Raw genomic sequence first — 23,607 nt, 5'->3', positions numbered from 1 at the left:
TTGCGTAAAGATAAAAGCCGTCTCAGATGTTGAGACGGCTTGTCCTGGATTAGGCGTTGGATTGTTCCTTTGTTGGGCCCATTACACCTGGAACAGGCAAACCAGCTTGTCTTAACAGCACTTGCATTTGTGCACGGTGATGGGTTTGATGATCAACAAGGGTGCGAAGTAATGCGCCGATTGGAGTTGGATTTCCGAGCATATCCACTTCATTTTCCAACGATTCATCATTTAAATTTTTTGCAGCGTTTACGACTTCTTCACTTACTTTTTTATACTCGTCGATGATTTCCTTCATTGTTTTCGGAGGTACAGATGGATTCAACTTTACATTTAGCTGCTGCCCCATAAGTCCGAAAAAATATGAAGGAGCAGTTGTTAAGTGCCAACTAAGGGATTCTAGGGAATTGTGGCCTTCAACGATAGAAAAATGTTTTTTTTCTTCTGTAATTGATTCCATAATAGCGATTGTACCAGCACAATTTTGTTTCCATTCTTTTATGAAGTCATCTATTTTTCGATACATTGAAAACACCTCTTGAAAAGTTTATTATTACAACTGGATGCAAGAACATTATATACAAAAGCCTCCATTATCTTAAAATTATAAGCAAAATCTTTCAAAATAGATGAAGAGATGATTGAAATTGTGTACAATAGTAACATTATGGACTATGAACAGAACGTTTTAAATTTTACGAGGAGTGAAAGACGTGTCAAATATTGAAGAATTAAATGACCAACTTTTGGTGAGACGCCAAAAGTTAAATGATATTCGTGCAAAAGGTTTCGATCCATTTGGCAAACGTTTCGAACGTACACACTTGTCTTCAGATGTTCATGAACAATTTGATGCATTTACAAAAGAAGAACTAGAAGAAAAAGAGCATGAAGTGATTATTGCTGGCCGCATTATGACAAAGCGCGGAAAAGGAAAAGCTGGATTTGCCCACATTCAAGATGTAGCAGGTCAAATCCAAATTTATGTACGCCAAGACCGCGTAGGAGAAGTAGCCTACGATTTATTTAAACATGCGGATTTAGGAGATATCGTGGGAGTGCGTGGAGTCGTTTTCAAAACAAACACGGGAGAACTTTCCGTAAAAGCAAACGAGTTCATTCACTTAACGAAATCTTTGCGTCCGATGCCGGAAAAATTCCACGGCTTGCAAGATGTTGAACAGCGCTATCGCCAACGTTATCTGGACTTAATGACAAATGCTCAAAGCAAAGAGACATTTATTACGCGTTCAAAAATTATTCGTTCTATTCGCAATTTCTTAGATGGACAAGGTTATTTAGAAGTTGAAACACCAATTTTGCATACAGTGGCTGGTGGTGCAGCAGCTCGTCCTTTCATTACCCATCATAATGCATTGGATATGGATTTATATTTACGCATTGCGTTGGAATTGCATCTAAAGCGTTTAATTGTGGGCGGACTTGAAAAAGTTTATGAAATTGGACGGGTATTCCGCAATGAAGGTATTTCTACGCGTCATAATCCGGAATTCACTTTATTGGAACTATACGGTGCTTATTTAGATTACCGAGATATTATGGAGCTTACGGAAAACTTAATTTCCCATGTAGCTCAAGAAGTACTTGGCACAACGAAAATCCAATACGGTGAATATGAAATCGATCTTTCTCCAGGTTGGAAACGCGTGCATATGGTAGATGCTATTAAAGAAGTGACTGGTGTTGACTTCTGGCAGCCAATGTCGCTTGAAGAAGCAAGAAATTTGGCGAAAGAACATGGTGTTGAAATTCAGGAAATGCATGAAGTAGGGCACATTATCAATGAGTTTTTTGAACAAAAAGTAGAAGAAACATTAATTCAACCAACCTTTGTATATGGTCATCCGGTTGAAATTTCACCGCTTGCTAAGAAAAATCCAGAAGATGAACGCTTCACAGATCGATTTGAATTGTTTATTGTTCGCCGTGAACATGCGAATGCTTTTACTGAATTAAACGATCCAATCGACCAAAGAGAACGTTTTGAAGCGCAATTAGCTGAAAAAGCAGCAGGTAATGACGAAGCGCATGAAATGGACGAAGACTTCATTGAGGCTCTGGAATATGGTATGCCTCCAACAGGCGGTTTAGGAATCGGTATCGACCGTTTAGTGATGCTATTGACAAACTCTCAATCCATCCGTGACGTATTACTATTCCCAACAATGCGTCCAAGAGATTAATATAATTAATTACTGAGGCTGGGACATAAACAAAAAATTATAGGGGTAGCTGAAAGAGTTTCGATAAAAAATTGATTGAAGTGACGGGGCGAGTTCCTGTCGCGCACGCTTAGTCGCAAAGCGGAGCAAGTTCAAGGAAATAAATTCAAAGCTTTCCTGCGACGAGCACTCTCGAGACCACGAGGAGCGAAGGAATGACTCAGAGGAGGCTCGAGCTGGGCCCGCGGAAAGCGTCCCCGGAACGGAAATCAATTTTTAATAACATATCAAAAAAACATCGTTTTCTCTAAAGAGAAAGTGATGTTTTTTAGATTTGTCCCAGCCTCTTCTTCTATTCTTTTATAATAAAAACCTTTCATAGATATAGTTGATTTATTAATCCGAGATTTGAGAACAAGGAATTAAAAAAATATAATAAAATGTGTTGACGAATAAAGTTAGTGATGTTATTATATAAAAGCTGTCGCTAAGAAATAAGTTATTACAATAAAAACCTTCGATGAAGCGATTGCTAAAAAAGTATTGACACTCAATTCTTTGAATGATATAATATAAGAGTTGTCGTTTGATGAACCTTGAAAACTGAACACCAAAACGTTAATGTTTAAAATTCTAATTCGTTAACCCTCGTTGGCGAATTAGAGACGGACAAATTTTGAGCTTAATCAAATTTTCTTTTATGGAGAGTTTGATCCTGGCTCAGGACGAACGCTGGCGGCGTGCCTAATACATGCAAGTCGAGCGGACCAATTAAGAAGCTTGCTTTTTGATTGGTTAGCGGCGGACGGGTGAGTAACACGTGGGTAACCTGCCCTATAGACCGGGATAACTCGCGGAAACGCGAGCTAATACCGGATAACACATCGAAGCGCATGCTTCGGTGTTGAAAGATGGTTCTGCTATCACTATAGGATGGGCCCGCGGCGCATTAGCTAGTTGGTGGGGTAACGGCCTACCAAGGCGACGATGCGTAGCCGACCTGATAGGTCCGAGGTGGAAGCACGGTGACGTGTGGAGCTGACGGATACTAATCGATCGAGGACTTAACCAATATCCTTTCAATGTCGTTATCCAGTTTTGAAGGAACAAAAATTATTTTAAAAAAACACTTGCAATTTCTGAACAAAGTGATATAATAATTCATGTTCCAAATAAATAGTCTAGTGACGATGGCGAAGAGGTCACACCCGTTCCCATACCGAACACGGAAGTTAAGCTCTTCAGCGCCGATGGTAGTTGGGGGCTTCCCCCTGCGAGAGTAGGACGTCGCTAGGCTAAAAAAAACGGAGGATTAGCTCAGCTGGGAGAGCACCTGCCTTACAAGCAGGGGGTCGGCGGTTCGATCCCGTCATCCTCCACCATATTTGCCGGCGTAGCTCAACTGGTAGAGCAACTGACTTGTAATCAGTAGGTTGAGGGTTCGATTCCTTTCGCCGGCACCATTACGAGCCATTAGCTCAGTGGTAGAGCATCTGACTTTTAATCAGAGGGTCGAAGGTTCGAGTCCTTCATGGCTCACCATTTATTTCGCGGGTGTGGCGGAATTGGCAGACGCACTAGACTTAGGATCTAGCGCCTTACGGCGTGGGGGTTCGACTCCCTTCACCCGCACCATAGTTTCAAATTTTGCGGAAGTAGTTCAGTGGTAGAACACCACCTTGCCAAGGTGGGGGTCGCGGGTTCGAACCCCGTCTTCCGCTCCAACTGCCGGGGTGGCGGAATTGGCAGACGCACAGGACTTAAAATCCTGCGGTAGGTGACTACCGTACCGGTTCGACTCCGGTCCTCGGCACCAATCAATATAAACAACATAAAGCGCCAGTAGCTCAATTGGATAGAGCGTCTGACTACGGATCAGAAGGTTGTGGGTTCGACTCCTGCCTGGCGCGCCATAATAAAAAATAAAAGAACCGGGAAGTAGCTCAGCTTGGTAGAGCACTTGGTTTGGGACCAAGGGGTCGCAGGTTCGAATCCTGTCTTCCCGACCATGCGTTATATAGGGGCATTAGCTCAGCTGGGAGAGCGCCTGCTTTGCACGCAGGAGGTCAGCGGTTCGATCCCGCTATGCTCCACCATGAACCTTGAAAACTGAACACCAAAACGTTAATGTTTAAATGATCTAATTCGTTAACCCTCGTTGACGGATTAGAAATGGACAAATTTTGAGCTTAATCAAATTTTCTTTTATGGAGAGTTTGATCCTGGCTCAGGACGAACGCTGGCGGCGTGCCTAATACATGCAAGTCGAGCGGGAAGCACGGTGACGTGTGGAGCTGACGGATACTAATCGATCGAGGACTTAACCAATATCCTTTCAATGTCGTTATCCAGTTTTGAGAGAACAACTCATGGAGGATTAGCTCAGCTGGGAGAGCACCTGCCTTACAAGCAGGGGGTCGGCGGTTCGATCCCGTCATCCTCCACCATATTTGCCGGCGTAGCTCAATTGGTAGAGCAACTGACTTGTAATCAGTAGGTTGAGGGTTCGATTCCTTTCGCCGGCACCATTATGAGCCATTAGCTCAGTGGTAGAGCATCTGACTTTTAATCAGAGGGTCGAAGGTTCGAGTCCTTCATGGCTCACCATTATTTTTAAAAATTTATGAATCTTTTCGTTTTGCGGAAGTAGTTCAGTGGTAGAACACCACCTTGCCAAGGTGGGGGTCGCGGGTTCGAACCCCGTCTTCCGCTCCAACTGCCGGGGTGGCGGAATTGCGATGGTAGATTGGATGAAGCCAATCCTCCGCGATTCGAATCACCCAGTTCGATAAATTTTTATCGTTTGTAAGGAGACCATAACGGTTCCATTCCTTTATCTGGCGATATAAAGGTAAATATTGAACAAACTTATCGTAGATGATTTTTGCCAAGACCGTTGGTCCAGCAATACTTCGTTGAATCGCTGGTTGTGGTGCTCGATGGTAGATTGGATGAAGCCAATCCTCCGCGATTCGAATCACCCAGTTCGATAAATTTTTATCGTTTGTAAGGAGACCATAACGGTTCCATTCCTTTACCTGGCGATATAAAGGTAAATATTGAACAAACTTATCGTAGATGATTTTTGCCAAGACCGTTGGTCCAGCAATACTTCGTTGAATCGCTGGTTGTGGTGCTTTCCGTACAAATTCAATAATGTCTTGATTATATCACTAGTAATCATTGGTTAAAAGACACCTTTTTTAGATTTTTGTATGGCTTTCGGTTGATGAATTGTGAGTCCTTCAAGTAACCAACGAAGTTGTTGTTGTGTGAGCCGACGAACTTCATTTTCATTTCGTGGCCACTGGAGTTTGCCATTATCCAATCGTTTATAAAGCATAGCGAAGCCATCTCCATCAAAGTATAAACATTTATAACGATCTTTCCTTCGACCGCAAAACAAGAAGATTGCCTCGCTGTATGGATCGAGTTCGAATGAATCCTGAATTAGCGTTGCTAGACCGTCGATTCCTTTTCGCATATCTGTATGACCGCAAATGATATAGATATTTTTGCATTTTGTAAAATCATGAATCATTTCGATTCAACTCCCTGATAACCGCTTGAAGTAATTGAGGTTTGACACCGGGGTAGAAGGAGATTTTACATTGATTGGATTGAATGACGCATATTGGTCTGAGTGCACCACGACTTGCTGGGGATGGAGTTGGATCAGATTTGGACTCTAATTTTACAGGCACGATATTGAGTTTTTCCGTTGCCAAAAAAAGAACACCTCCTCTGTAATTGTTACTTTCATCTTACAGGAAGGTGTCATTGATTTGTAGGCGTTGTTTGATTTCGGGCTTACTTTTGTATGAAGGGTAAGCCCGAAATATGTGAGATAAATAAAAAAATGCGCACCCTCTGGTACGCACGATGAATAGCCCTTCAATCCCAAGTTTTTTCGGATTGAGGGCTATTTTGCCATTGCACATGATTCACGAATTGTTTTCGACCATGGCAAATAGCGATCTAATATTTCTGGCTGTTGATGGATTGGTAAACTTGGGAGTTCCGACAATACTTTCACTAAGTATTGATAAAAATCAATTCCATTAGCTTTTGCCGTTTCAGCCAAGCTTAAACAGATGGCATTTGCATCGGCTCCCGTCCCATACCGAACACGGAAGTTAAGCTCTTCAGCGCCGATGGTAGTTGGGGGCTTCCCCCTGCGAGAGTAGGACGTCGCTTCGCAAGGATGGCACCACTAAAACCGTGGTGCTTTTTTAGGTTCTTTGTCAAATGGTGTTGGTGAATAAATTTTAGTGACATTATTTGGTAATATGTAATCGGATGGCTTAGGGGAAATTCGAGGTTCCCCTAAGCTGTTTTTATTTTCGCTAAGTTTTGGGTAATGAATATTCGGTTTCTAAAGTGATAGAAGGATCGATAACCGAAAGAAATGCGTTTAATCACCTTGATTTTGTTATTAATCCCCTCTAAAATGCCGTTGTTATAATCGTATTTCAACGTATTCTCCACGTAATTGATGTATTTGTTGATTGTCTTGATGGCGATTTTCATATAGCTGGAAAAGATATTTTGTTTATTCTCTAATGTTTTCTTTAGGAGCTCAAAGTCTTTGATTTTGATGCAATGTTGCACGTATTGATATAACTCATAGGACGCCTTTAATTCAGAATCTAAATCAATGAGATAGTGGAGAATCTCCACCTCACACATATGCTTTTTAAAGCAACGATGATATGTATAGATCTTATAATCAAGTTTTGTTTGATCTTTCAGAAGGAGCTTCCAGTATTTTTTTTCAATTTATTGTAATTCTTTTTATCCCGATTCATGACGTTGATGCGCGTTTTGTTTAAAGCTCTGCTAAATAGTTGGAGGATATGGAATTTGTCGAGTATGATTTCCGCTTTAGGAAAAACTTCTTGGAAATATAAGGGCTGTACATATCGATGACAATCGTTTTTACCGCATCTCTCGCCTTCTTGGAATACCGTAAGAAATACTCTTTGAGGACAGGTAATCTCCGGTCCTCCACGATATCCACAATCTCCCCCGTTTCAGAGTCGCAGAAAATAAAGGACATCGCTCCAGCTGCGGATTTCACTGATTTAAGCTCATCAAAACACAAATGCTTTGGAAGGTAGTGAACATTTGGTTGATAATAGCTTTTTTAATCGTTTCGGTAGAACAAAAATTTTCATCAAATGTGATATTTTTGTCTTTTATATTGAGTAGGTTTCGTATAGAATGATGGTAAGACTGTGACATCACTCCTTGTAAATGTGGTTTTGGTCGATTACATTTTACCAGAGTTTTGTCACTGTCTCATTTTTTTGTTCAAAAAAATTGGTGCTGGTTGTATCCACCAACACCAAATATTATAGAGCCAAAAGCTTTTCTGTATGATGGCGCATTGAAATGGACATCAACTCAGCTGAAAATGCGATTCGGCCGAATGTCATTGGACGAAAAAACTGGCTGTTTTCCGTGAGTGAATCGGGAGCCGATGCAAATGCCATCTGTTTAAGCTTGGCTGAAACGGTAAAAGCGAATGGAATTGATTTTTATCAATACTTAGTGAAATTGTTGTCGGAACTTCCAAGTTTACCAATCCATCAACAGCCAGAGATATTAAATCGCTATTTGCCATGGTCGAAAACGATTCGTGAATCATGCTCAATGGAAAAATAGCCCTCAATCCGAAAAACTTGGGATTGACGGGCTATTCGTCATGTGTACCAGAAGGGTGCGCATTTTTTTATTTATCTCACATATTTCGGGCTTACGATACAACCAGCACCAAATATTATAGAGCCCTTTTTTATTTTGTAAAAAAAAACCTTCACATTCACATCCAAAACTCTCATACTAATCCTGGTTGTCTGAGAGGATTGTAGAGAGACATGGATGTGAATTTCCAATTTTGAATATATCAAAACAAAATTCTATTGCTGTTACTGATAGGTTAGTTAAAACTCCAGCACTTTTCGCAAATCATTGATATAAGATTGGCTGACAGGTAATTCAATTCCACTTTTTAGTTGAATGATAAAATTGGTTGTGATGTCTTTTGTAATATTTTTGATAAAGTAAATATTTAAAATATAGGAACGATGAATTCGAATGAAAAATTCTGGCAATCTTGATTCCAGCTCTTTGAGTGTAAAGTTAGTTTTAAATAGTTCATTATTAGCATAAAACCAAGTCCGTTTTTGCAAACTTTCAATATACGTAATTTCTTCTACAGGCACAGGTACCCATGTATCTTCCTGTTTTCCGGTTAAAAATCTATAAGGTTCTTTCTTTTCTGGAGTGTAGGTAGAAGGGAAAATAATGATAAGTGCCGCTATTTTTTGATCCAAATAAATAGGATAGCCTATAACGAAATATGGATAACCTAATATAGATGAATCAACGACGATATCGCTTTTCATTCGTGTTTGTATAACGCGAGCAGCAACACTTTCAGGATGAATTTTTTCATTTAGTGTTAAATGCATATGTTCAATACTTGGTGAGTAATGAATATAAGAATCTTCGCAAGCTAATGCAATGGATGCATTTTTCGGAATCCAATCTTTTAATATAGTATTAAATTGCTCCAACCCCTTATTTGAAATAACAACAGAATTGATCTCCACATGAACTTCCCCCTTTTGTAAAATTCAGAATCTTTAGTATTCATCCCCTAAAATAAACTTTTTATCTTGAAAATTTGGTATTTCGTCGCAAATTTATGCATTTTTATCTGGTCTGTTATATATTAGGTTTATAATAAATATACCTGTTATGAAACAGAATGTAAATTACTTTTCTAACAGAGTGTATTGAATTAAAGGGGAAGGTGTGAAGGAAATGTTAACACAGCAAGAAAGAAAAGAAAGAGTAGAAGCACTAAAAAAAGATTGGGCTGAAAATCCACGTTGGAAAGGAATCGAACGCCCATATACTGCTGAAGAAGTAGTAAAATTACAGGGGTCTGTAGTGGTTGAGCATACGTTGGCAAAACGTGGTGCAGCTAAACTTTGGAAACTTCTACATGAAGAAGAATTCATTAATGCATTAGGGGCATTGACTGGTAACCAAGCGGTACAACAAGTTAAAGCTGGTTTAAAAGCTATTTATCTATCAGGTTGGCAAGTAGCTGCTGATGCTAACTTGGCAGGTCATATGTATCCAGACCAATCATTATACCCTGCAAACTCAGTTCCTGCTGTAGTAAAACGAATCAACCAAGCATTACAACGTGCTGATCAAATAGAACATGCAGAAGGCCGCGACGATGATTTTGATTGGTTTGCACCAATCGTTGCCGATGCAGAAGCAGGATTCGGCGGTCCGCTTAACGTGTTTGAATTAGTAAAAGCAATGATTGAAGCGGGTGCTGCTGGAGTACACTTAGAAGACCAATTAGCTTCTGAGAAAAAATGTGGTCACTTAGGCGGTAAAGTATTACTTCCAACACAAAATGCTGTTCGCAACCTTATTGCTGCACGCTTAGCTGCAGACGTAATGGGTGTAGATACAATCTTAATTGCTAGAACTGACGCTGATGCTGCGGATATGGTAACTAGCGATATTGACCCACGCGATCATAAATTTATTACAGGTGAACGTACTCCTGAAGGATTCTTTAAAACAAGAGCAGGTATTGAACAAGCGATTGCTCGCGGTTTAGCTTATGCGCCATACGCTGACTTGATTTGGTGCGAAACATCTAAACCATCATTAGAAGAAGCTCGCATGTTTGCTGAAGGAATCCACTCTAAATTCCCTGGCAAAATGTTAGCTTACAACTGCTCACCATCTTTCAACTGGAAAGCTAATCTTTCAGACAAAGAGATTGCAGAATTCCAGCGTGAAATTGCGAAGATGGGTTACAAATTCCAATTCGTAACATTAGCAGGATTCCATACACTTAATAAATCTATGTTTGAATTGGCTGTTGAATATAAAGATCATGGTATGGCAGCTTATTCTAAACTACAACAAGCTGAATTTGATTTAGAGAAGAAAGGTTATACTGCTACAAGACACCAACGTGAAGTTGGTACAGGTTACTTTGACGAAGTATCAATGGTTATCTCTGGTGGTACTTCTTCAACAACTGCGATGGCAGGTTCAACAGAAGCTGAACAATTCGTATAATCTTATAATTCATAAATAGGTTTATAGAGAAGGGAATAAGGGAATTCCTAATCCCTTCTCCTTAAAATATATTTATACCAGATGAGACCAGAAAATGGTAATTTATTCAGTTGTAAAATCATTTATAGTATGTCGAAAACGCCAAGACAAAATAACGTATAACTAAATTTTTTCGAAGTCCTATGTTTCGGATTGCATTTTAGCGTCGGGATTATATGAAATCAAATAAGGGCTGCATCAATTTATGCATTGCAGCAACCAATCCAATGTATTCGCCATATAAGGGTATTCTAGAAAAGTGATGATGAATGGGGATTAAATTCACGGTCGTTTCGAAGTAATAACATAAGTAAAATTTTAACTTAGAACGAATTCAACAAATCGCTTACATTTTACACAAAGGGGATCGTTTTATATCTATCTATAGGTTGCCTCCTATATTGATAGTTTAATTGCTAAAGGGGTTATGTTAAGGAATATATATAGAAGGGGATGTTCACCTTACTTTGCTCGGAGAATTGGCAAGTAAGGTCTTTTTTTATGTCATATAAGAAGGAAAAAATCATTTAAACGAGAATCTATTTTTTAAAATTAAGTAAAAAGGAGAAAGAGTATATGCGAAATCAAGACATACTATTAGTTCCTGGTCCAACTCCGGTAGTCGATGAAATTTACGATGCGCTGGCGTTCGAAACAAGGGGGCATACGGATCCGCGCTTTGTTGAAGTTTATAAACATGCATTGCAACAAACAAAACAATTATTCCAAACGGATGGAGAAGTGTTTGTTATTGCAGGTTCAGGTACATTGGCGATGGAAATGGCGATTGTCAACACAGTTGGAAAAGGGGAACGTTTACTCGTTATCAGCCATGGTTATTTTGGAGACCGTTTCACACATTTAGCAAAAGCTTATGATATTCAAGTAGATGTATTGCAATCCGAATGGGGGAAACAAGTAGATCCTGCATTAGTGGAGGAAACATTAAAGAACAATTCCTATAAAGCTGTAACCATCACCCATGCAGATACATCTACAGGGGTAGTTTCAAATTTGGATGCTCTAGTTCCCATCATTAAACGGGCAGGAGCTCTCGTCATTTTGGATGGCGTTGTAGCAACTGCAGCGATTCAAGAAGATATGAGCAAAACTTATGGACATCCTGATTATAAATTGGATGTCGTGCTGACTGGTTCCCAAAAGGCAATTGGAATACCGCCGGGACTTGCTATTGTAGCCTTTAATCAAACGGCCTTAAAAGCGAGGGAACAATTGGAGCGCATTCCTGCATACTACTGTGATATTGAAAATTGGAAGCCTATTATGCAAGACCCGTCAAAATATTTTGCTACTCCGCCGGTGAACTTGATTTATGCATACAATGAGGCGTTAAAAATTGTTTTAAAAGAAGGAATGGAACAACGAGAAAAACGGCATATTGCTTACGGTCGGGGCATTCGGGCAGCCATGCGCACCTATGGCATGCGGCCGTTAGCAGATGAAGAAGTGGCAGCCCCTACATTAAGTTGTTTTATTTATCCGGAAGGCGTGGAGGATGCTGCTTTTCGGAATAAACTCGCATCCCGCGGAATCATCGTTGCAGGTTCACTTGCCCATCTAGCAGGGAAAGCATTCCGCATGGGCCATATGGGCAATACAACGCCGGAAATGCTGGAAAAGGCTATTCAGTCTATCGGAGAAGTGCTTCAAGAGTTAGGGCATGAAGCGGAAATTGAACAAGCAATGGAAGTTTTTCGGAAAGAAATGAATCAAGCAGTGATGAATTAGTAATTTAATATAAATAAAATAAAAAACTGAGGCTGGGACATAAACAAAAAATTATAGGGGTAGCTGAAAGAGTTTTGATAAAAAATTGATATAACGAAAAATTGATTGGAGTGACGGGGCAAGTTCCTGTCGCGCACGCTTAGTCGCAAAGCGGAGCAAGTTCAAGGAAGTAAATTCAAAGCTTTCCTGCGACGAGCCCTCTCGAGACCACGAGGAGCGAAGGAATGACTCAGAGGAGGGCCCGCAGAAAGGGTCCTCGGAACGGAAATCAATTTTTAATAACATATCAAAAAAACATCATTTTCTCTTTGGAGAAAGTGATGTTTTTTAGATTTGCCCCAGCCTCTTTTATGAATTTTATCGGGACGGAAAATGTAAATGAATTTATGAAAAGAGTATACTAGTATTATAGAATAATATGTTTTCAATAAGGAGAGCTTGCAGTGGAACGGCCGATTGTGATTATTCCGACGCTAAACCCCTTGCCAACTTTTGTTCAGTATATAAACGCTTTACAAGAGTTAGAGATTCAGCAAATTATTATCGTCAATGACGGCAGTGACTTGAAATATCAACCGATTTTTCAAGAACTCTCATCGGTCAATCAGTGCATTGTCATCAGCCATGAAGAAAATAAAGGAAAGGGCCGAGCGTTAAAGACAGGATTTGAATATGTATTAAAACATTTTCCAAAAACCCATTCAGTATTAACAGTAGGGGCTCATGGACAGCATACCATTGACGATGTCCGTCTGATTTTGCAAAACTTAAAAATATTTTCCAATGGGATTATATTAGGGGTTCGCAACTTCCGCTCTAAAGATTTATCCTTCATCAATACAATGGGACAACAGGCAGCTTCTTTGCTGTTCAAATTATTATTTCATCGGCGGATTTTGGATACTCAAACGGGTTTGCGCTCCATTCCAACAAAAGAATTGCCATGGCTCATGAAAGTGCCCGGTGAATCCTTTGATTATGATTTGAATATGCTGGTGGAAGCAATTAAACGAAAAATCCCCATTTATGAAATCCCAATTGGTCAAGTCAGAATAAAAAAGAATTCCATTATTCAATACGATGAAATTGTAAGCACTCAAAAAGTGATTCAGCAAATCTTTACAAACTTTACAAGGCATCATAAAAAAAATCATGAATGAAACTTTTACAACATAAAATCGTACATTTTTATAGTACTGCCAAAAGGGCTGCCAACTTTTAATTTTGGTAGTACTTCTTTTTATATTTTTGGCAATACTTGTAACAGGGAAACTTCTTCGGTGGAATAGGTGGTGAAAGGGATTGTTAAAGCGTTTGACTATTTTCATTATTCTTCTGATTATGATTAAACCGGCTTATGATTTTTCTAAAGAAATTTGGGATAAAGCGGTACAATGGATCAATGAGAATGAGATTGCCCAAAACATCGAAAATATTAGCATTTCCGATATAAAAGAATCAACAAAAGAAGCGATTCAAGGAACAAGCTCCACCATTTCCGCTTTACAAAATACCATTCATCTACCAGGAAAAGTGCAGTCGGTCGAGGAGTTAGCCGATGCATTTTTTTATCACTTCAGCCAGTGGGAGACAGATTTTGAAATACAGTATGCTGGCGATACAAGCAATATTGAAGAACTTATACAGCAGGCAGTGGAAGAGGCTTCTCAACGCGACCACTATATTTTAGGGCATTTAGGGGATCGGAAAGTGGCGTTGTCCTATGGAAAATCGAAAGCCTCCATCAAAGTGCATCAACAATATTTAACCAATGCCGCCTATGAACAGTATGTAGATGAACAAGTGGCAAGCATTTTGTCTCAGGTGAATGCCAATACGATGTCGGATTTTGAAAAGGTAAAGTTTGTAAATGATTACATCGTGAAAAATACAGTGTATAGCACTAATACAGTGTTAAGCCCTCATAGCGCCGCTGCAGTATTAAGAGAACATAAAGGCGTTTGCCAGGGCTATGCGCTCCTAGCTTTAAAAATGCTAAGGGAACTTGGAGTTGAAACATTATATGTAGTCGGTGAGGTGCATACGGGCCCCCATGCTTGGAATTTAGTAAAAGTGAACGGGGAATGGTACCATCTTGATGTAACTTGGAATGACCCAGTACCAGACCGTGGGAATGCAGTAAGATATCAATATTTCCTTGTTGATGATGCGACGATGAAAAAGGACCACCAATGGAAAGAAGGAAACTATCCAAAGGCAACTAGCAAAACATATGCGTTTATGGCGAAAATGGACCACGCTTATGAACAGGACGGTTATATGTATTACAGCAATGTGCAAGATAACCATCGATTATATCGGTTAAATTTATCCACTGGCGAAGATCAGCGACTAACAAAAAGCAGAGCCCAATATATTGTAGGGGATGGTGAATGGATTTACTTCAGCAATTATTCGAATGGCGCCTATCTTGCGAGAATCCGGACAGATGGCTCGGAAGAATCCATCATCTATCGGGAAAAAGTAAGCAATTTATTGGTGCAAGACGGATATTTAATTTTTGCAACAGACGACGGTTTGAAGAAGTTAGATCTTGGAACTTTTTAAGAAAAGAAAAAGGGGCTTCTTAATTAGCCCCAGTCACTAACGTACCGACCGACTTGATCGAAATTGAAAAACCATTACTATTTTAATGAACGGAGTGCCCTGTTGGCAATATAGTCTATTGGATTTTGATTGCATAAATCAAAAGAAATGTGAGGATATTGTTCCATCATATATTCTTTATATAGTTTTAATATAACCGGATTGTTTTTTAAAACCCCACCGTTTAAGTAAACGATAAAACCTTCGTGAATAGGTTCGATTTTGCGAAGCACTGCATCGGTCATTATGACTAATTCTTTTGCTGCATTGCAGGCAATGTCAATGGCGCGCTCGTCTCCTAGGGAAATTGCTTTGGAAAGAACAGTAGAAATTTTGGCGATTTGTGCGTTGGTATAGTTTGTTTGATATATCCAATCGTTCAGCTGTTCTATATGGTCGATTTGCAGCATCTCATACACTAAATCTTTGAGGACGGTCGGTTTTTGGAGACGGCCGTCTTCATATCGAAAAACCGTATTTAATATTTCCCTACCTATCCAGTAACCACTGCCTTCATCTCCGACACGATGCCCCCAGCCGCCGGTACGTTCAATTCGGCCCTTGCCGTCTGTAGCATAAGCTGTAGAACCTGTACCAGAGATGACGAGGGCGCCAGCGTCGTTTCCCGTTAATCCAATTAATGTAGACTGTACATCATTTTCCACAATGATGTGTTGAATGCGAAAGAGGGATTTTCGGCAACTTTGCTCAACGATTTGTTGAACGATTGTCTGCCCTTTTTTTGTGTCGATACCAGCAACGGCAAAGGCAGCAACGGCAATGTCTTGAATGCCTGTTGCTTCATATGCCTCATGAAGCAATTGGCTAAATGCTTTCTCCGCCTTTTCTATACCAATCGCTTGGTAGTTGGTGCTTGTTGAAGTTTTTTCAAAATAGATTTTTCCGCTAGCATCGCGCAATGATAAAGTCGTTTTTGTTGCTCCACCATCAACGGCTAAAATATAGGAATTCATTTTTTTCTTTGGCTCCATTCATCCAAATATTGTTGTAGACGTTTTTCGCTTTGTAAAATAGCATTCTTTTTATCTTCAATCCATTGGCTGAGGATGGATGTTTCTTCTTTGGCTTTTAATAATGATTCTGTCATTGTAGCGGGTGCAGGGCCACCAGGCAACTTGCGGACATGAACGAAATGGGTTGGTTTTAAAGATTGATAGAATAACTCTTTTGAAATGTTTAATGGTTTCCCTGTGAGTTCTTTGCATTTTTCATTGGCGAGTTCCCAAGTTAAATTTTCAATGGAATCCTGTTGGTGTTTAAGTAAAGTACGAATGGACTCGGAAATAATTTTATGAGACTGGCGGAAAGAAATTTTTTCAGTTATGACAAGCGTATCCGCTAATTGCGTGACATTGGCCAAACTTTTTTCAGCCCGCTCCAAAAGCTTCTCTTTATTCACATCCATTGTTACTACCAAACTGCCAAATAGTTTATAGATTCCCCGCAATTTCTCCATAGCGCGCCAAATATATGGCTGCATATCATCTTCCGTATCTACAATATCCCCAAACGGCGTATTATGAATCATTTGCAGCACGGTCGAAGCATCTCCTACAACGGATGATAGCAGAGAACGAGTATGCTCGATGGAAACGGGATTCCGTTTTTGCGGCATAATAGAGCTAATTTGAACATATGGACTGGCGAGGCTAATGGCATTAAATTCTTGCGTCGCCCACAGCAAGAAGTCTTGCGCGGTGCGGCCAAGGTTTAATGCGGCAAGCTGCACGACACTTGCCGCTTCTGCGATGTAGTCAGCTCCTGCCACTGCATCCCAAGCGTTTTCCACGATATCATCAAATGCAAGCAATTCCTGCATTCGCTCCCGATTAATGTTAAAACCTGTCGTCGTTAGTGCAGCCGCACCCATGCTGCTTCGATTTACTGTTTTATAAGCCTGCTGCATGCGCTGAAAGTCCCTTGTCAGCTGGTCAATGACGGCTTTTAAATAGTGGGCAAAAGTAGTTGGCTGGGCTTGTTGTGTATGGGTATAGCCAATCATAATGGTATTTACATGCTCTAATGCAAAGGTAATCAGGGAAGTTCTTAAAGTGACTAATTCTTCCATCAGCGCAAGCAATTTTTCGCGGATCGTCATTCGGTAAATGGCAATTCCCATATCGTTGCGGCTTCTTCCAATATGCAAATTTCCCGCAATATCCCCTGCGATTTCCATTAATTTGTATTCGATGCGGAAAAATAAATCCTCAAATTGCGGCTGATAATCCTGCTTTGAAAAATAATCTAAGTCAAGTTGGCTAATTGCAGTGCCGATTTTCTTCGCATCTTCTTTTGAGATGAGTTGTTGTTCTTCCAGCATTTTTAAATGGGCAATATGTAGTTGCACCATTGCTTTCAAGAAATGTTTCTTTGCTTCTTCATAGGCAGGCTGCAGCACGATTTCCCGGTAGCTATTGGAAGGAAATTGAGTACCTTCAGATTCATGGATGCGGCTTTTATATTCCTGGAACGTCACATTCATCGCCCCCAGTAAGCTTAAAAAATAAACTTCTCAGTTATGAAATTTTTTTCAAGTTCTTAATTTCCCTTTCAGAAAGAACTGTTGGCAGCGCTATTCCTATTAAGATGAGAACGATGCCGGCAACTTGCAGCCAAGAAAATGGTTCATTGAGCACCAAAACAGATGCGGAAACAGCTACAGGCAACTCCATCGCGCTTAAAATGGAAGCGAGACCGCCGCCAACTTTTGGCACTGCAATGGCAAGGAGAAAAATCGGCAATATCGTTCCAAAGAAACCGAGTGCTAAACCAAACTTCCAAAGTCCTTCTCTTATTAATATACCGTTCCATAGTATTTCTGGTGACAAGAAGATGCTGATGAAAATAAGAGCAAAAAAAGATGTATACAATGTTCTTTCAATGGTTGTAATGCCTTCGATGGTTCTTGAATTAATTTGCAGGAAGATGGCAAAGCTGACAGCGGAAGCAAAACCGTAAACCCAGCCTTGCCATTGAATGGTTGATAAATCCGCATTCAACACTCCAGCAGCAAGGAGTGTTCCAACAAAAAGAATAACAAGTGAAAACCATTCAGGACGGCTTGGCCATCTTTTTCGCAAGATGCAGTCAATGAACATGCCGATCCATGTAAATTGAAACAACAGGACAACGGCAAGGGAAGCAGGCAAATAATTTAAAGACTTCCCGTAGACGATTCCTGTTGTACTAGTAAAGATTCCGGCAAATAAAAGGATAATGAAATGTTTCTTTGTGATTGTTGGCAGTTTTCTTCTTCCAAAAATAAAAAGCAATAAAGCAAGAACAAATCCGATTGAATACTGGCTTGTAACCGCTTCGTCAGGTGTAAATCCATAGGTCATTGCCACTTTAATAATGGTTGAAAGAATGCCGTAGCTGCTGGCAGCAATGATAATAAGCAATGGGAAAAGAAAGTTGATTTTCATGTTGTTTAACCTACTTTTTATGAATGATTTAACATAAAGTATAGCAAATTTTGATAAAACCGGAAAAAAACATAGACTTTAGTTTGAAAATTAAATATAAAGAAAAGAATTTTCTATACAACCTGAAATATGGAATATAATAGAAGTTAATAAAATATAAGGAAAGGGGTGGAATCAAAAATGAAAAATTCTGAACGGTTTTTGTCTGCTTTCAATCGGATTACATTTACATTGCGAAAAATCATCAAGGTGAAAGAACACATGCCCTTTTATCGTTTAGTGGATTTGGCAAAAAAGAAAAGCCCTTTAGTTAAGAAATACGAGGATGATTTACGTTCCTTTGCCGATTTGCGGAATGCCATCGTGCATTATCGGGTATCTGAAAATTTTATTATTGCTGAGCCTCATATACAAGTGGTGGAGCGGATTGAATACATAGACCAGCTGTTGGCGCGCCCCAGTTTAGTAGGGCAAGTGTTTCGAAAAAATGTGGTGACTTTTCAAACAAACGATTCATTAAAAGAGGTACTGGACATTATTCAGGAGCGGAAATATACTCAATTTCCTGTTTATGAAGGAAGGGATTTCCAAGGTTTAATTACAACAGTGGGCATAACGAATTGGCTTGCAGATATTGCAAATCATAAAATTTTAGTTTACGAAATGCCAACGCTCCGGGATATTTTAAACTACGAAAAAAAGCGGGTTAACTACAGGTTTATCAGCCGCTACTTGACGGTTTATCATGCAAAGGAGATATACAAAGAAAGCGTCGAAAGAGGGAAGCGGTATGATGCCTTGCTCATAACTGAACATGGCAAGCCCCATCAAAAGCTAATCGGCATTATTACTCCGCTCGATTTAATGAAAGTGCATTAATTATACATAATGGAAAAGGTTTGTCCTGACCTTCATTTTTTGGACAAACCTTGTTTATCTATAAAAAGAGAAACATAGAGGGAGCCATCTTCAAGCACTTGGGCGAAAAAAACGTCTTCGATATTTTGGATATTTTTCTTTTTCAGTTTATTCATAAGCCAATCTTCCGTTAAGTTCAATTCGGAAAGGTTTTTCTTCACAATTTTCCCATCAGAAATCACTTCGGTTGGAAAGTAAGGTGATTTTGGATAATTCGCCTTAACGTCTTTCTTTGTAGCAGGATCATATTCAGGTTTTTTCATAACACTGAGCTCACCATTTGTTTCAAACACAGCGTAATGGACTTCCTCAAAGGAAAAGATGCCTTGTTCACGCAAAAGCATGGCCAATTCATCCACGTGGAGCCTCGCTTTTTTTAATCCATGTTGATTAATAACGCCATTCTGCATTAAAATCGTCGGGCGATCGTCGACAATGACGCGAAATTTTGTTGATTTGATCGAAATAAAACTCATGGCAATGGTTAGAATCGTCCAACAGGCTAACGCAATGATGCCGTCAAAAAATGGGGTATTTATTTGAGTGGTAATTTCGCCGGCAACGGAACCAATGGTGATTCCTGTAATGTAATGGAAGAAGGTTAATTGGCTTAATTGCTTTTTTCCGATGATTCTTGCCAATATTAAAATAATAACGAAAGTCAGGATGCTTCGAATCAGGATGTCCAAAAAATTTGCTTCCCAGAAGTTTTCCATAATTTAGAAGCCACTCCTTTCATCTCTCCTTTTAGCATGAACAAATGATGAAGGAGCTATGCATAAAAAAACAGAAGCACTCATTGGCTTCTGCTTAAAAGAAAAAGATTACACTAAATAATGTTTATATTCTTCAGGAATTTTTTCAGGTGTTGATACGAAATCTTCTTCTACCTTCAATTCAATCATTTTGTTGTTGTGTGAAAAGCGGAAAATGCCGTTATCAAAGTCCGTGCCGATTTCTTTAAAAAAAATCCCTTCTATATAGCGGCCTTTTGGGCAAGTAAATACGATTTTATATTGTTCGCCTGCTGGAACGATATAAGCCCGAACACCTTTTTCGTACATATCGATTTCTTCCTCTTCCGTTGGAGGGTTCACTGCGACAATATGAAAATCGACGAAAGGAATTTCTTTTAATAAAACATTCAAAAAAGAACCTTTTGTAATTTCTTCCCATCTGCTCTGGGCGCTTTGGCCGACGATTATTTGGGAAACGTTCAATTCTTTTGCTACCTCTGCAATAACTTTTTGGATTGGACGTTTTTCATTATCTTTTATAATGAATTTTTCCACTCCAAGTTCTTTAGACAATTCTGTCCATCGTTCAATATAACCTGACTTTTCAGCATCAAATTTGTCTACAGGTTTTGAATCAACGGTTAATATATATAATGGACAATTGAGCAAAGTGGCAAGCTTATATCCTCTTCGAATTAGCCTTTCACCGTTTAACCCATAGTAAACGCAAACTAAAATGCTTTCATCCGAACGCTTTTTAATATCATTCACCATATTTGCACCTCTTAAATTGTTATCCTCCCGAATTTTCAGTCAAAATTCATGAAATTCATGTTACTTTATTATATACTTAAAATGGTAGGTAAAGTTTTAATTTTTCTGTTTTATACATATTTAATAAAAAGTATGTTATTGACAAATTATTATGCAATGTAGTTTTCCGTTCGTCAAGTATATGAAATAGGTGAAAGGAGGAGAGGGGTTGTGACGGTTGACGTTTTTATTGTCCTTATCCCATTTATTTTTGCTATGCTAATACCTATATTTCATAGGTACATTCAGAAGAGGCATATCGGTTGGTTTGTAACAGCTGTTTCTCTCGTATTATTTATTTTATTAACTACATATATCCCTCGCATTTCCAATGGTGAAGTGATTACTTTCACCCATGAATGGATCCCCTCGTTAGGCATTAATTTCACTACTTATTTAGACGGTCTCAGTTTAGTTTTTAGTTTACTTATTACTGGGATTGGAAGCTTAGTTGGTTTATATTCAATTTTTTATTTATCGAAAAGCGAGCAGCTATACCACTTTTATTGCTACCTGCTATTGTTTATGGGAGCAATGTTGGGAGTCGTACTGTCAGATAACTTATTAGTATTATATGGATTTTGGGAATTAACAAGTGTTTCTTCATTTTTGTTAATCGCCTTTTGGCATCATCGGAAAGCTTCCCGGGCAGGGGCAAGGAAATCGATGCTCATTACGGTCGCCGGCGGAATCTCCATGCTTGCTGGGTTTTTAATGCTGTATGAGATGGCGGGTACGTTGAGCATTCGAGAGATTATTGAAAAGGTGGATTTGATTCAGGACAGCGCTTTATTTGTGCCTACCCTTGTATTGATTTTATTAGGGGCTTTTACAAAGTCTGCCCAATTTCCGTTTTATATTTGGCTGCCTGATGCGATGGAAGCTCCCACGCCTGTCAGTGCCTATTTGCATTCCGCTACGATGGTTAAAGCAGGAATCTATTTGGTCGCAAGGTTTACACCGATTTTTGGCAGCGAGGCAATATGGTTCTGGTTAGTGACAGGAGTTGGTTTATTTACATTGTTTTGGGGTTCCTTTAATGCTGTGAAGCAAGTGGACTTAAAAGCATTGCTTGCCTTTTCTACAGTCAGCCAATTAGGCCTCATTATGAGTTTATTGGGAATGGGTTCTGTAGCCATCTATTTAGGTTATTCTGCTGAAACGATGATTTATACACAAGCAGCCTTTGCCGCCATCTTCCATTTAATTAACCACTCTACCTTTAAAGGTGCCCTATTTATGATGGTCGGAATCATTGACCATGAATTGGGGACGCGGGATATTCGCAGACTTGGCGGACTGATGTCGTTTATGCCATTAACCTTTACGATTGCCTTAATCGGCAGTTTGTCGATGGCAGGTCTTCCGCCGTTCAATGGCTTTTTAAGCAAAGAAATGTTCTTTGCTGCAACCCTTCATATTCATGATGCAAGCGTTTTTTCTCTTGACTATATCGGCATTTTAATTCCAATTATCGCATGGGTGGCAAGTGTTTTTACTTTTATCTACTGCTTAATCATTGTTGGAAAAACGTTCTTTGGGGATGTGAAATCCCATTTATTAGACAAACATCCTCATGAAGCGCCGATTGGAATGCTGATTTCCCCTTATATTCTCATTGTTTTAGTTGTTGGAATTTTCTTTTTCCCTAATTTGCTAGGCCAATATATTTTAAGACCGGCCATGGCAAGCATCTATCCATCATTCTCCTCAATAGAGGAATTAACGCCAACCATTCATGCTTGGCATGGGTTTAGCCCTGAATTATGGATGACGATTTTTGTCATCATTGCGGGGATTTTGCTATACCGTTTGTTGAAATATTGGAAGCAGATTTATCGTGTGTTTCCCCAAAAATTCTCATTGAACACACTTTTTAATAATGGAATTACGTTAAGCGAGTCGCTGTCGCATCGCTTTACAATCCGATATATGACTGGAAATTTAACAGATTATTTCGTCTATATTTTTCTAGTATTTTTAATCATTGTCGGCGGGTATTTTCTATATGCAGATGTATTTTCGTGGAGCCCTATCCAGCATGAAATGTTGGAGGTATTTGAAATTGTATTAATTTTGATTGCCATCGTTTCTGCCGTTGGAATTTTGTTTGCTAAATCCCGCATTACAATTGTATTTCTCAGCAGCGTTCTAGGCTATTCGGTTGCCTTTTTCTTCATCGTTTTTCGAGCTCCGGATTTGGCATTAACGCAGCTTGTTGTGGAATCTGTTTCAACGGTACTATTTCTGATTTGTTTTAGACATTTGCCTGAAATAAAGAAAGAGCTGGAACCGAAATCCAAGAAGATCCGAAATCTATTTATCTCTTTAACCATGGGGGCAACGGTAACCTTTGTAGGTTTTGCCGTTCTATATTACGAGAAGTTTATGACGATTTCTAATTACTTTAATGATTCCTATGAGTTGGCTGGCGGGAAAAACATCGTGAATACCATTTTAGGAGATTTCCGCGCTTTCGATACAATGCTTGAAGTAGTTGTATTGTTTATTGCAGGTTTAGGTGTTTATACCCTCATTAAGCTGAAAGCAAAAGGAGGGGGAACGGATGCGAATTAATGATGTGATTTTGCGGACGGTTGTCAAAGTAGTTGTTTTCATTATCCTCACTCTTGGTGTATCGCTGTTTTTCTCAGGACACCATGCGCCAGGGGGCGGATTTATTGGAGGGCTTGTTCTCGCTTCCGGGATTATTCTTCTTTATATCACATACGATATTGAAACCGTTCAGAGAAAAATGCCTGTTGATTTTAAGAAAGTGGCTGCCCTTGGGGTGCTTATTGCAGTAGGAACAGGGCTTCTATCCATCTATTTCAATTTCCCGTTTTTGTCCCATACGGATGGCTATTACCAGTTTCCGTTTATAGGGGAAAAACATTTAACGACGGTTACCTTGTTTGAAGCGGGAGTTGCGTTAACGGTCATTGGCACAATTGTCACTATGATTTTAAGTATAAGTGAGGATGAGTAGTT

The 23,607-nt window shown here is 39.5% G+C and carries 20 protein-coding genes, 13 tRNA genes, 2 rRNA genes, 2 pseudogenes and 1 other annotated feature; of the genes and pseudogenes, 24 read left to right on the top strand and 13 right to left on the bottom strand.

The window, feature by feature from the left end; genetic code table 11:
• Positions 1-49: 49 nt before the first annotated feature.
• Positions 50-526 carry a DinB family protein gene (locus DKZ56_RS01850; RefSeq protein WP_208651009.1) on the bottom strand — a complete coding sequence of 159 codons (477 nt, stop codon included), beginning with the start codon at positions 524-526 and terminating at the stop codon, positions 50-52.
• Between the two features lie 178 nt (positions 527-704).
• On the opposite strand from DKZ56_RS01850, the gene lysS reads away from it, so the two are divergent.
• The 15 genes from lysS (at position 705) to DKZ56_RS01775 (ending at position 4,898) form a co-directional block, all read left to right on the top strand.
• The gene (gene lysS, locus DKZ56_RS01845) at positions 705-2,204 is read left to right on the top strand and encodes a lysine--tRNA ligase (protein WP_208651008.1); all 1,500 of its coding nucleotides are present in this window, start codon (positions 705-707) and stop codon (positions 2,202-2,204) included.
• A 722-nt stretch (positions 2,205-2,926) separates the two neighbouring features.
• Positions 2,927-3,228: a sequence feature (16S ribosomal RNA rRNA prediction is too short), on the top strand.
• 135 nt (positions 3,229-3,363) lie between these two features.
• Positions 3,364-3,479 (top strand): 5S ribosomal RNA (rrf, locus tag DKZ56_RS01840).
• 10 nt (positions 3,480-3,489) lie between these two features.
• Positions 3,490-3,565: transfer RNA gene (locus DKZ56_RS01835), tRNA-Val, on the top strand.
• A 5-nt stretch (positions 3,566-3,570) separates the two neighbouring features.
• A tRNA-Thr gene (locus DKZ56_RS01830) sits at positions 3,571-3,646 on the top strand.
• 4 nt (positions 3,647-3,650) lie between these two features.
• A tRNA-Lys gene (locus tag DKZ56_RS01825) sits at positions 3,651-3,725 on the top strand.
• An 8-nt stretch (positions 3,726-3,733) separates the two neighbouring features.
• A tRNA-Leu gene (locus DKZ56_RS01820) sits at positions 3,734-3,818 on the top strand.
• 14 nt (positions 3,819-3,832) lie between these two features.
• Positions 3,833-3,907: transfer RNA gene (locus DKZ56_RS01815), tRNA-Gly, on the top strand.
• 3 nt (positions 3,908-3,910) lie between these two features.
• Positions 3,911-3,999: transfer RNA gene (locus DKZ56_RS01810), tRNA-Leu, on the top strand.
• 20 nt (positions 4,000-4,019) lie between these two features.
• Positions 4,020-4,096, top strand: a tRNA-Arg gene (locus tag DKZ56_RS01805).
• Positions 4,097-4,115: 19 nt separating this feature from the next.
• Positions 4,116-4,192: transfer RNA gene (locus DKZ56_RS01800), tRNA-Pro, on the top strand.
• 11 nt (positions 4,193-4,203) lie between these two features.
• Positions 4,204-4,279 (top strand) — tRNA-Ala (locus DKZ56_RS01795).
• A 275-nt stretch (positions 4,280-4,554) separates the two neighbouring features.
• Positions 4,555-4,630 (top strand) — tRNA-Val (locus tag DKZ56_RS01790).
• A 5-nt stretch (positions 4,631-4,635) separates the two neighbouring features.
• Positions 4,636-4,711: transfer RNA gene (locus tag DKZ56_RS01785), tRNA-Thr, on the top strand.
• Positions 4,712-4,715: 4 nt separating this feature from the next.
• Positions 4,716-4,790: transfer RNA gene (locus tag DKZ56_RS01780), tRNA-Lys, on the top strand.
• Between the two features lie 33 nt (positions 4,791-4,823).
• Positions 4,824-4,898 (top strand) — tRNA-Gly (locus DKZ56_RS01775).
• 20 nt (positions 4,899-4,918) lie between these two features.
• On the opposite strand, the pseudogene DKZ56_RS15880 reads toward DKZ56_RS01775, so the two are convergent.
• The 4 genes and pseudogenes from DKZ56_RS15880 to DKZ56_RS01755 all read right to left on the bottom strand — a co-directional run.
• Positions 4,919-5,323 (bottom strand): annotated as a pseudogene (locus tag DKZ56_RS15880) (IS66 family transposase); the annotation flags it as partial.
• A 47-nt stretch (positions 5,324-5,370) separates the two neighbouring features.
• Positions 5,371-5,724 carry an IS66 family insertion sequence element accessory protein TnpB gene (gene tnpB / locus DKZ56_RS01765; protein WP_208651007.1) on the bottom strand — a complete coding sequence of 118 codons (354 nt, stop codon included), beginning with the start codon at positions 5,722-5,724 and terminating at the stop codon, positions 5,371-5,373.
• Positions 5,714-5,911 (bottom strand): hypothetical protein, encoded by a 198-nt coding sequence (locus DKZ56_RS01760; RefSeq protein ID WP_208651006.1) that lies wholly within the window; start codon positions 5,909-5,911, stop codon positions 5,714-5,716. The genes tnpB and DKZ56_RS01760 overlap by 11 nt, the downstream gene beginning before the upstream one ends.
• 194 nt (positions 5,912-6,105) lie before the next feature.
• Entirely contained in the window at positions 6,106-6,267 is a 162-nt protein-coding gene (locus DKZ56_RS01755; RefSeq protein ID WP_425471034.1) for a transposase domain-containing protein, read from the bottom strand.
• A 6-nt stretch (positions 6,268-6,273) separates the two neighbouring features.
• Here DKZ56_RS01755 and rrf (DKZ56_RS15875) point away from each other — a divergent pair.
• Positions 6,274-6,383: ribosomal RNA gene (gene rrf, locus DKZ56_RS15875) — 5S ribosomal RNA — on the top strand.
• A 126-nt stretch (positions 6,384-6,509) separates the two neighbouring features.
• Here the strand turns inward: rrf (DKZ56_RS15875) and DKZ56_RS15685 are convergent.
• Together DKZ56_RS15685 and DKZ56_RS15680 are read right to left on the bottom strand one after the other, a co-directional pair.
• Entirely contained in the window at positions 6,510-6,962 is a 453-nt protein-coding gene (locus DKZ56_RS15685) for a transposase (protein ID WP_222837148.1), read from the bottom strand.
• Positions 6,932-7,242 (bottom strand): annotated as a pseudogene (locus DKZ56_RS15680) (transposase). The gene DKZ56_RS15685 and the pseudogene DKZ56_RS15680 overlap by 31 nt, the downstream one beginning before the upstream one ends.
• A gap of 335 nt (positions 7,243-7,577) precedes the next feature.
• Between DKZ56_RS15680 and DKZ56_RS01745 the strand changes: the two are divergent.
• Complete coding sequence (locus tag DKZ56_RS01745; RefSeq protein ID WP_245989579.1) at positions 7,578-7,850, top strand: IS66 family transposase; 273 nt, start codon at positions 7,578-7,580, stop codon at positions 7,848-7,850.
• Positions 7,851-8,128: 278 nt separating this feature from the next.
• Here the strand turns inward: DKZ56_RS01745 and DKZ56_RS01740 are convergent, their stop codons facing one another.
• The gene (locus DKZ56_RS01740; protein ID WP_245989578.1) at positions 8,129-8,800 is read right to left on the bottom strand and encodes a LytR/AlgR family response regulator transcription factor; all 672 of its coding nucleotides are present in this window, start codon (positions 8,798-8,800) and stop codon (positions 8,129-8,131) included.
• A gap of 214 nt (positions 8,801-9,014) precedes the next feature.
• On the opposite strand from DKZ56_RS01740, the gene aceA reads away from it, so the two are divergent.
• The 4 genes from aceA (at position 9,015) to DKZ56_RS01720 (ending at position 14,663) form a co-directional block, all read left to right on the top strand.
• Positions 9,015-10,307, top strand: a complete 1,293-nt coding sequence (aceA, locus tag DKZ56_RS01735; protein WP_208651005.1) for an isocitrate lyase — start codon at positions 9,015-9,017, stop codon at positions 10,305-10,307.
• Between the two features lie 615 nt (positions 10,308-10,922).
• Positions 10,923-12,095, top strand: coding sequence for a pyridoxal-phosphate-dependent aminotransferase family protein (locus tag DKZ56_RS01730; protein WP_208651004.1), 1,173 nt, complete (start codon positions 10,923-10,925; stop codon positions 12,093-12,095).
• Positions 12,096-12,538: 443 nt separating this feature from the next.
• Positions 12,539-13,255, top strand: coding sequence for a glycosyltransferase family 2 protein (locus DKZ56_RS01725; RefSeq protein ID WP_208651003.1), 717 nt, complete (start codon positions 12,539-12,541; stop codon positions 13,253-13,255).
• Between the two features lie 142 nt (positions 13,256-13,397).
• Positions 13,398-14,663 (top strand): transglutaminase domain-containing protein, encoded by a 1,266-nt coding sequence (locus DKZ56_RS01720; protein ID WP_208651002.1) that lies wholly within the window; start codon positions 13,398-13,400, stop codon positions 14,661-14,663.
• 77 nt (positions 14,664-14,740) lie between these two features.
• Here DKZ56_RS01720 and DKZ56_RS01715 read toward each other — a convergent pair whose 3' ends face one another.
• The 3 genes from DKZ56_RS01715 to DKZ56_RS01705 are packed head-to-tail and all read right to left on the bottom strand — an operon-like array spanning position 14,741 to position 18,148.
• Positions 14,741-15,676, bottom strand: coding sequence for an N-acetylglucosamine kinase (locus tag DKZ56_RS01715; protein WP_208651001.1), 936 nt, complete (start codon positions 15,674-15,676; stop codon positions 14,741-14,743).
• Positions 15,673-17,205 (bottom strand): argininosuccinate lyase, encoded by a 1,533-nt coding sequence (argH, locus tag DKZ56_RS01710; protein ID WP_208651000.1) that lies wholly within the window; start codon positions 17,203-17,205, stop codon positions 15,673-15,675. Before argH ends, DKZ56_RS01715 begins: the two co-directional genes overlap by 4 nt.
• A 34-nt stretch (positions 17,206-17,239) precedes the next feature.
• Complete coding sequence (locus DKZ56_RS01705) at positions 17,240-18,148, bottom strand: EamA family transporter (RefSeq protein ID WP_208650999.1); 909 nt, start codon at positions 18,146-18,148, stop codon at positions 17,240-17,242.
• A 180-nt stretch (positions 18,149-18,328) separates the two neighbouring features.
• Here DKZ56_RS01705 and DKZ56_RS01700 point away from each other — a divergent pair, with 180 nt between their 5' ends.
• A complete protein-coding gene (locus tag DKZ56_RS01700) occupies positions 18,329-19,027 on the top strand; it encodes a CBS domain-containing protein (protein ID WP_208650998.1) in 699 nt (232 codons plus the stop codon).
• Between the two features lie 32 nt (positions 19,028-19,059).
• On the opposite strand, the gene DKZ56_RS01695 is transcribed toward DKZ56_RS01700, so the two are convergent.
• Positions 19,060-19,782 carry a YetF domain-containing protein gene (locus tag DKZ56_RS01695; RefSeq protein ID WP_208650997.1) on the bottom strand — a complete coding sequence of 241 codons (723 nt, stop codon included), beginning with the start codon at positions 19,780-19,782 and terminating at the stop codon, positions 19,060-19,062.
• 108 nt (positions 19,783-19,890) lie between these two features.
• Positions 19,891-20,574, bottom strand: a complete 684-nt coding sequence (locus DKZ56_RS01690; RefSeq protein ID WP_208652131.1) for a universal stress protein — start codon at positions 20,572-20,574, stop codon at positions 19,891-19,893.
• A 213-nt stretch (positions 20,575-20,787) separates the two neighbouring features.
• Here DKZ56_RS01690 and DKZ56_RS01685 point away from each other — a divergent pair, with 213 nt between their 5' ends.
• Positions 20,788-23,193: a Na+/H+ antiporter subunit A gene (locus tag DKZ56_RS01685; protein ID WP_208650996.1), complete on the top strand. Its 2,406-nt coding sequence runs from the start codon at positions 20,788-20,790 to the stop codon at positions 23,191-23,193.
• Complete coding sequence (locus tag DKZ56_RS01680) at positions 23,183-23,605, top strand: Na(+)/H(+) antiporter subunit B (RefSeq protein ID WP_208650995.1); 423 nt, start codon at positions 23,183-23,185, stop codon at positions 23,603-23,605. Before DKZ56_RS01685 ends, DKZ56_RS01680 begins: the two co-directional genes overlap by 11 nt.
• Positions 23,606-23,607: the final 2 nt, after the last annotated feature.

Origin of the sequence: Ureibacillus thermophilus (genome assembly GCF_004331915.1) — a bacterium.
In the GTDB taxonomy this organism is placed as follows: domain Bacteria; phylum Bacillota; class Bacilli; order Bacillales_A; family Planococcaceae; genus Ureibacillus; species Ureibacillus thermophilus.
Note: the sequence above shows the minus strand (reverse complement) of the source record. Positions and strands in the feature narration are given on the sequence as shown.

Coding starts and splice junctions, on each gene's coding strand:
- DKZ56_RS01850 (WP_208651009.1), bottom strand. CDS start 526: ATGTATCGAAAAATAGATGACTTCATAAAAGAATGGAAACAAAATTGT.
- tnpB (WP_208651007.1), bottom strand. CDS start 5,724: ATGATTCATGATTTTACAAAATGCAAAAATATCTATATCATTTGCGGT.
- DKZ56_RS01745 (WP_245989579.1), top strand. CDS start 7,578: ATGGACATCAACTCAGCTGAAAATGCGATTCGGCCGAATGTCATTGGA.
- aceA (WP_208651005.1), top strand. CDS start 9,015: ATGTTAACACAGCAAGAAAGAAAAGAAAGAGTAGAAGCACTAAAAAAA.
- DKZ56_RS01730 (WP_208651004.1), top strand. CDS start 10,923: ATGCGAAATCAAGACATACTATTAGTTCCTGGTCCAACTCCGGTAGTC.
- DKZ56_RS01715 (WP_208651001.1), bottom strand. CDS start 15,676: ATGAATTCCTATATTTTAGCCGTTGATGGTGGAGCAACAAAAACGACT.
- argH (WP_208651000.1), bottom strand. CDS start 17,205: ATGAATGTGACGTTCCAGGAATATAAAAGCCGCATCCATGAATCTGAA.
- DKZ56_RS01705 (WP_208650999.1), bottom strand. CDS start 18,148: ATGAAAATCAACTTTCTTTTCCCATTGCTTATTATCATTGCTGCCAGC.
- DKZ56_RS01700 (WP_208650998.1), top strand. CDS start 18,329: ATGAAAAATTCTGAACGGTTTTTGTCTGCTTTCAATCGGATTACATTT.
- DKZ56_RS01695 (WP_208650997.1), bottom strand. CDS start 19,782: ATGGAAAACTTCTGGGAAGCAAATTTTTTGGACATCCTGATTCGAAGC.
- DKZ56_RS01680 (WP_208650995.1), top strand. CDS start 23,183: ATGCGAATTAATGATGTGATTTTGCGGACGGTTGTCAAAGTAGTTGTT.